The organism is Actinomadura logoneensis, from assembly GCF_003428695.1.
GTDB classification, from domain to species: domain Bacteria; phylum Actinomycetota; class Actinomycetes; order Streptosporangiales; family Streptosporangiaceae; genus Spirillospora; species Spirillospora logoneensis.
On record NZ_QURH01000887.1, the window covers coordinates 1 to 6340 of the forward strand.

A 6340-nucleotide genomic window follows, 5' to 3' on the forward strand; every position below is an offset into this window, starting at 1 on the left:
ACCCTCCCAGCCCCCCGCACCAGCCGAGTTCTTCGAGGAGCAGCCCCCATGCGCACCCGTCCCCCGAAGACGACCCTCGCGGCGGCGACCGCCGTCACGACCGCGCTGACCCTGCTGGCCCCGGGGCCGTCCGCGCTCGCGGCCCCCGCCCGCAGCACGGCCCTCACCGGGTCGGCCCTCACCGGGTCGGTCTTCACCGGGTCGGTCTTCACCGCGGCCACCGCCACCCAGGCCGCGGACGGCTCGTACACGGTCACCTGGCAGGCGCCGGACGCCGGGAACGTCACGGTCACGGCGGTCACCGACGCGTCCGGCGGCGGCACGGCGCGCCCGGTCGGGACCGGCGGCGCGTCCGGCACGCTCACCGCGAGCGGCCTGCCGTCCGCCGCCCGCTGGTACTTCCGGCTCGTCCCGGCGAACGGGACGCCGCTGGTCGTCGCCGACCGCTCCCTGCACCTGCCGCACGCCCGCAACCTCCGCGACGTCGGCGGCTACCGGACGGCCGACGGGCACTGGGTGCGGATGGGCGTCTTCTACCGCTCCAACAAGCTGAGCGACCTCGACGCCGCCGACCAGGCCACGCTCGCGGCCGACAGGATCAAGCTCGTCGTGGACCTGCGCAACCTCCAGGAGCGCCTCGACGCCCCGGACAAGCTCCCCGCCGGCGCGTCCTACAAGGTCGCGGACCTCATCGACGTCACCAAGGGCCTCCCCACCGGCGACGGCCTCACCCTCGCCCTGCTCCTGGCGCTGCCCAAGCTGCTCTCTTCGGCCAAGGACGCCGAGCAGAACCTCGGCTACCGGCTGATGGTGAACGCGCCGAGCGCCCGCGCCGCCTACCACGACCTGCTCACGGCGCTGGCCGCCCAGCCCGACTCCGCCCTGTTCCACTGCACGGCGGGCAAGGACCGCACCGGCTGGGGCGCCGCCGTCCTGCTGACGATCCTCGGCGTGGACCGCGCGACGATCTACAACGACTACCTGGCGAGCAACACCTACTACGGCTCCGACAGCGTCCGCGCCAACTGGCTGGACGCCGCGTTCGCCGAGGTCGACCGCTCGTTCGGCTCGTTCGACGCCTACGTCCGCCAGGGGCTCGGCCTGTCGGACGCCACCATCGCCGCCCTGCGATCGCGCCTGCTGGCGTCCTGACCCGGGAGGACCTCCATGAAGCGACGCATCACGCGCCCGCTGACCGCCGCCGCCCTCGCCACGGCGCTCACGGCGGCGGTCACCACGGCGCTCACCGGCACGGGCACCGCCACGGCCGCGCCCGCCTCCGCCGCCGACGCCTGGCAGCAGGTCTCCAGCGACACCTTCTACCTGACCGACGCCCTCCAGCGCTCTCAGGGCGTCACCACCGACGGGAACGTCTGGTATTTCTCCTGGCAGTACGGGCTGAGCAAGGTCTCCCTCAGCGGGGGCACGCTCGCGTCCAACCGGGCGGCGATCCCCGCCGCGCTGGCGCTCCAGGGCGACAACCACATCGGCGGGATCGACTACTACGACGGCAAGCTGTACGTGCCGATCGAGGACGGCAGCAAGTACCAGCACCCCTACATCGCCGTCTACGACGCCGCCACGCTCTCCTACACGGGCACCGCGTTCGCCTTGCCCCAGGACGTCCAGCGTGACGGCGTCCCCTGGACGGCTGTCGGCGACGGCTACCTCCTGTCGTCGGAGTACGATGCCACCGCCGTGAACTTCTACAGCCTCACCGACGGCAGCCTGGTCAAGCGCGTCCCGCTCAGCAGCCCCGTCCCGCACGTCCAGGGCGCGAAGGTGCACGAGGGCGCCCTGTACGCCTCGTCCGACGGGACGACCAAGGCCGTCTACCGGATCGACCTCGGTACCGGCGCGGTCACCCGGGTGCTGACGCCGAGCCTGCCGGGCGGCACCGAGGTCGAGGCCCTGACCTTCCTGCCCCGCCCGGACGGCTCCCTCATGCACGTCCTGGACGTCGCTCCCAACCGTCTCTCGGTCAACTTCCGGCACTACCGGCCATGACCGGCCGCCGCCCGAGCGCACGGCTCAGGGCGGCGGCCATCTCGGCCCGCGCGCGCCGCGCGATCTCCGTGTGCGGCGCCACGTGGTCGAAGACGTGGAAGGTCCCTGGGACGTGGTGCAGCTCCACCGGCACCCCGGCGTCCAGCAGCCGCAGGCCGTACCGGTGGCCCTCGTCGCGCAGCGGGTCGTGCTCGGCCGTCAGGACGAACGCGGGCGGCAGGAGCGACAGGTCCTCGGCGTTCAGCGGACCCGCGTAGGAGGCGTCGAGGCGCGGTTCGGCCCCGGCGGGCAGGTAGAGCGCCCACATCTGCGCGACCGCCGCCGCGTCCAGGGCCGGGACGTCGGTGAACGCGGACGCCGAGCGGGTGCGCATCAGGTGGTCGGTCGCCGGGCAGATGAGCAGCTGGAACGCGATCGCCGGGCCCCCGCGGTCGCGGGACAGCAGCGTGACACCGGCCGCGAGCCCGCCGCCTGCGCTGCCGCCCATCACGGCCACGCGGCCGGGGTCGATCCCGAGCTCGGCGGCGTTGGCGACCGTCCAGCGCAGGGCCTCGTAGCAGTCCTCGAGCCCGGCGGGGAAGGGGTGCTCGGGTGCGAGGCGGTAGTCGACGGAGACGACGACGAAGCCGGTCCGGCGCGCCAGGTCCAGGGCGCGGCGGTGCTCGCTGTCGAGGCTGCCCATGACGAATCCGCCGCCGTGGAAGTCCAGCACGACGGGGGACGGGTCCTGGGCGTCCACCGGACGGTACACGCGCACGCCCGGGCCCGTGGTCGCCATGTCGGTGATCCGCACGGAGTCGTCCGGCGGGAGGGCCGCGACGGCCGCCCGCGCGGCGGCGAGCGCGGCCTCGCGGACCGCGACCGGGTCGGTGAAGTCGGTGCGCGGCAGCGTCGCGGCGATCCCGGCGAGTTCCGGGTCCAGGTACATGTCGGTTCTCCTCTGGTCTCAGTGGTTCGGCAATTCGGTGGTTCGGTGCTTCAGTGGGCCTGGCGGTGGCGGGCGAGCAGGCGGGTGAGCAGCCCGGTGACCGCGGCCAGCACCAGGACGGCCGCGGTCGTCACGGCGGTCGCGTGCGCGTAGTCGGTGAAGGGGACGCCGGGCGCGCCGGGCGTCGAGCCGAGCGCACGGGCGAACAGCCCGCCGATCAGCGCGACGCCGGCCGCGTTGGCGATCTGCGTCGCGGTCAGCAGGACCCCGCTGGCGGCCCCGGCGTCCGAGGGGTCCACGCCGTCGAGCACCCGGCCGATGAGCGGCGCGGCGACCAGGCCCTGCCCGGCCCCCGCGACGGCCAGCACGGGCAGCAGCCACGCGGTCTGCGCGTCCCGCGGGACGCCCAGGACGATCGCCAGGACGCCGGCGAGCCCGGCCGCCATCAGCACCGTCCCGAGGGTGAGCGCGCCCCGCTCGCGCCCGGCGAGGCTGGTGACGGCGAACCCGACGCCGAGCGGCGCGAAGGCCAGGCCGCTCTGCAGCGGGGTCAGTCCGAGCCCGGCCTGCAGGTGGTAGGCCAGCAGCAGGAAGAACCCGGCGTTGCCCGTGTAGAACGCGAGGACGGTGAGCAGCCCGCGGACGATCCGGCGCTGCCCCAGCAGCCGGGGCGGCACGAGCGGGTCCGCCTGCCGCCGCTCGACCAGCGCGAAGACCGCCAGGAGGACGGTGCCGACCGCGGCGCCGGCCACCACGAGCGGCCAGCCCCGCTCCAGGACGGGCGGCAGCAGCAGCGCGACGAGCGCGACCGCCAGCAGCCCCGCCCCGGCGAGGTCGATCCGCGCGCGGACGCCGTGGCTCTCGCGCACCGTCCGGCCCGCCACCGCCAGCGCCACCGCGCCGACCGGGACGTTCACCAGGAACACCGACCGCCATTCCAGGCCGAGCGGGTTCCAGGCGAGCAGCGCCCCGCCGACGATCTGCCCGGCGATGGACGCCAGCCCGATCGTCGCGCCGTACGCGCCGAGCGCGGTCGCCCGGGCGGGCCCGGTGAAGGCGTCCTGGACGATCGACAGGACCTGCGGCAGCATCACCGCCGCCGCCAGCCCCTGCGCGACCCGCGCGCCGACCAGCGCCGGCGCGGACGGCGCGGCGGCGCACGCCAGCGAGGTGAGCACGAACAGCACGACACCGGCCAGGAACATCCGGCGGCGTCCGAACCTGTCGCCGAGCCGTCCGCCGGTGACCAGGCCGACCGCGTACGCCAGCGTGTACCCGGCGGCCACGAACTGCACCTCGCCGAAGGGCGCGCGCAGGTCGTGCTGGATGGACGGCACCGCGACGGTCACGATGCTGACGTCCAGCAGGCCCATGAAGGTGGCCAGCAGCACCCCGGCGAGCGCGACCCACCGGTGGACGGGCGCGCTCCCGGCGGCGCGCGGCCGGGAAACGAGTGTGTCGGTCATGGGACCATTCGGCCACCGGCGGGAGCGCCGCGTCCAAGTCCGGGTCCTTCGTCTGTGAGAAGCCGCGGTTATCACCGCCGGATAAGGTGACCGCCATGGAACTGCGGCATCTCCGATATTTCGTGGCGGTCGCGGAGGAACTGCACTACGGCCGCGCGGCGCAGCGGCTCCATGTCGCCCAGCCTGGCCTCAGCCAGCAGATCAAGGCGTTCGAGCGGGAGCTCGGCGTCGCGCTGTTCGCGCGGAACCGGCGCGGCGTGGCGCTCACCGACGCCGGGACCGCGCTGCTCCCCGCGGCCAGGGACGTCCTCGCCCGCGCCGACGCCGCCGTCGAACTGGCCCGCGGCTTCGCGGCGGGGGAGGCCGGACGCCTGGCGATCAGCCTCACCCGGTCCGCGCCGCGCAGCGTCGTCACCGACCTCGTCGACACCTTCCGCGCCGCCGACCCCGCCGTGGACGTCTGGGTGACCAGCGGCTTCACCGCGCGCGACGAGCAGCGGCTGCGCGAGCGCTCGATCGACGCGGCGTTCCTGCGGATGCTGGACGACCCGCGCGACGACCTGGCCTGCCGCACGGTCGGCGAGGAGCCGGTCGTGGCGGCGGTCCCGAGCGGCGACCCGCTCGCCCGCAAGCGCCGGCTGCGCCGCCGCGACGTGGCCGGGCGCCCGCTGGTCTGGTGGCCGCGCGAGCACGGCCCGAGGATGTGGGACCGGATGCTCGATGAGGTCTTCGGCGAGGGGGTGCGCCCCGAGGTCGCGCACTCCGAGCCGGAGGAGGAGCACATGCTGTTCGCCGTCGCGCAGGGCCGCGGCATCAGCTTCGTCACCGAGGGCAAGGCGGCCACGCTGCACGTCCCGGGGGTCGCGATCCGGCGCTTCGCCGAGCCCGTCCCGACCGTCCCGATCACGCTGGCGTGGTCGCGCGACAACCCCAACCCCGCGCTGCGCCGCTTCCTGGCGCACGTCGCCGCCCGCACGGCCCCCGACCGCCGGCCCTGACCCGCGTCCGGGCAAGGTGAGGCCCGGGCGTCCGTGGGGCGAACACGGACACCCGGGCCGTCACGCGTCAGCGGGCCGTCACGGGACCGCCGCGGCGGTCACCGGCCGGATCAGGCGGGCCTGGGGAGCTGGCAGCCCGCCTGGGTCAGGTCGATGTCGTTGGTGGCGGTGAGGCACTGCGTGAGCAGGTAGGTCTCCTGCCCGTAGCCGATGCCCTGGTGGATGGTCGTGGTGCCGTTCTGGTCCACCTCGCACGGGTTGTCGAGGGTGCACTGCTCGCCGTTCTCGTTGCTGGTGTTGTTCACCCCGACGACCAGCCCGGACGCGGTGTCGATGACGGGCGACCCCGACGTCCCGCCGATGGTGTTGCAGGACGAGGTGTACCGGAGCGAGTCCTTCCAGACCCAGCTCGCCTCGTGCAGCCGGTACACGAACGCGTCGATCTTGCAGTTGTAGGTCGTGCGCCAGTACCCCGACACGACGCTGATCGACGTCCCGGCCTGCGGGTGCGCCGCCGACAGTCGCAGCGCGTCCGTGCCGTACTGCGACTTGAGCTGCGCGTACGTGGTGCGCAGCTTGTACAGCGTCACGTCGGTGTCGGTCATCGTGCTGTACTCGATCTGCGACGCGCGCAGTGTGCCGAGCGAACCCGTCCCGGTGCGGTTCAGCAGCGTGAACGACCGCGAGGAGCTGCGGTTCACGATGACCTGCCCCGGCCCGGGCATCCCGAGCTCGCTGCAGTGGCCGTTGGTGAGCACGAGCGCCGGGTCGTTGTCGGTGGACAGCGGACCCCGCACGACCGACCCCGAGCAGTTGCTCAGCGCGACGATCGCGTGGTAGTCGGTCGCGGCCAGCGGGGCGGTGGGAGCGGGACGGGCGGGCCGGGGAGCGGTCGGCGCGGGGTCGGCGTTCGCGGCGGCGGTCGGGCCGGCCAGGAACGC

Annotated in this window: 6 protein-coding genes; 3 read left to right on the top strand and 3 right to left on the bottom strand. The window is 74.4% G+C overall.

The window, feature by feature from the left end; translation table 11 throughout:
• Nucleotides 1-48 precede the first annotated feature (48 nt).
• Together DZF91_RS42335 and DZF91_RS29915 are read left to right on the top strand one after the other, a co-directional pair.
• A complete protein-coding gene (locus DZF91_RS42335; protein WP_117360445.1) occupies nt 49-1152 on the top strand; it encodes a tyrosine-protein phosphatase in 1104 nt (367 codons plus the stop codon).
• A 15-nt stretch (nt 1153-1167) separates the two neighbouring features.
• Nucleotides 1168-2007: a DUF6923 family protein gene (locus DZF91_RS29915; RefSeq protein ID WP_117360446.1), complete on the top strand. Its 840-nt coding sequence runs from the start codon at nt 1168-1170 to the stop codon at nt 2005-2007.
• Here DZF91_RS29915 and DZF91_RS29920 read toward each other — a convergent pair.
• On the bottom strand, nt 1982-2935 hold the full coding sequence (locus tag DZF91_RS29920; RefSeq protein ID WP_117360447.1) for an alpha/beta hydrolase: 954 nt from the start codon (nt 2933-2935) through the stop codon (nt 1982-1984). The two genes, DZF91_RS29915 and DZF91_RS29920, sit on opposite strands and share 26 nt — an antisense overlap.
• A 50-nt stretch (nt 2936-2985) precedes the next feature.
• On the bottom strand, nt 2986-4401 hold the full coding sequence (locus DZF91_RS29925; protein ID WP_117360448.1) for an MFS transporter: 1416 nt from the start codon (nt 4399-4401) through the stop codon (nt 2986-2988).
• A gap of 95 nt (nt 4402-4496) precedes the next feature.
• Here DZF91_RS29925 and DZF91_RS29930 point away from each other — a divergent pair, with 95 nt between their 5' ends.
• Nucleotides 4497-5399, top strand: coding sequence for a LysR family transcriptional regulator (locus tag DZF91_RS29930; protein WP_117360449.1), 903 nt, complete (start codon nt 4497-4499; stop codon nt 5397-5399).
• Between the two features lie 110 nt (nt 5400-5509).
• Here the strand turns inward: DZF91_RS29930 and DZF91_RS29935 are convergent.
• Nucleotides 5510-6340 (bottom strand): S1 family peptidase (locus DZF91_RS29935; protein ID WP_147341451.1); only part of this gene is annotated, 831 nt, incomplete at its 5' end.

Excerpts from the sequence above, each read along its gene's own strand:
- DZF91_RS29925 (WP_117360448.1), bottom strand. The coding sequence starts at position 4,401 with ATGACCGACACACTCGTTTCCCGGCCGCGCGCCGCCGGGAGCGCGCCC.
- DZF91_RS29915 (WP_117360446.1), top strand. The coding sequence starts at position 1,168 with ATGAAGCGACGCATCACGCGCCCGCTGACCGCCGCCGCCCTCGCCACG.
- DZF91_RS29920 (WP_117360447.1), bottom strand. The coding sequence starts at position 2,935 with ATGTACCTGGACCCGGAACTCGCCGGGATCGCCGCGACGCTGCCGCGC.
- DZF91_RS29930 (WP_117360449.1), top strand. The coding sequence starts at position 4,497 with ATGGAACTGCGGCATCTCCGATATTTCGTGGCGGTCGCGGAGGAACTG.
- DZF91_RS42335 (WP_117360445.1), top strand. The coding sequence starts at position 49 with ATGCGCACCCGTCCCCCGAAGACGACCCTCGCGGCGGCGACCGCCGTC.